The following is a 536-nucleotide window of genomic DNA, read 5'->3' as shown; positions in this document are numbered from 1 at the left end:
GGTGGAAGATCCCTGCGGCGTGGGCGACGGGTAGGTACGCTTCAAGCCAGGCCATCCCGTCATGGGCAGGGTTGAGGTACACGCGGCGGTCCTGAACCGCTTTCCTGTGCCGGACGGTGATCGAGTCCGGGTCCAGCGTTTCGCGTAACCGTTGAGCCTGGTAACAAAATTTCGCGACAGTGGTGTTACACGCCATCGCGACCAGCTGGGCCTCGAAGGCCACAGCCAGAGCAGGGACGGTATCGGGGATGCTGATGGCCTCTCCAACGACAGCCCACGCGTGGCGTTTGGAGAATCTGCCGTCCTCCAACGCGGCGAGGGTGGCCTGGTAGTCGCGGGTGAGGAATTCGCTGGTATCGAGGGGGGTGTCAAATAGTCTGTGTAAGCGGTCTTCTTGAGACGAAGGAGTTTCATTGTGAGCATGACCGAGACCGATGGAAAGAACATAGGGATCGCGCCGGACTCGGTGCCTGCTGCGCGGGCACTGCGTAAGGAGTTGTTTTCCGATGAAGTGATCGATCGGCTGATGTCGCGGG

General features: G+C 60.6%; 1 protein-coding gene. It reads right to left on the bottom strand.

Annotation, left to right across the window (positions count from 1 at the left end):
- Positions 1–310: DUF222 domain-containing protein (locus tag Y703_RS23240; protein ID WP_253908089.1), on the bottom strand; the 310-nt coding region annotated here is incomplete at its 3' end.
- Between the last annotated feature and the right edge of the window lie 226 nt (positions 311–536).

Origin of the sequence: Arthrobacter sp. H20 (assembly GCF_000520515.1) — a bacterium.
Classification (GTDB): Bacteria; Actinomycetota; Actinomycetes; order Actinomycetales; family Micrococcaceae; genus Arthrobacter_D.
Note: the sequence above shows the minus strand (reverse complement) of the source record. Positions and strands in the feature narration are given on the sequence as shown.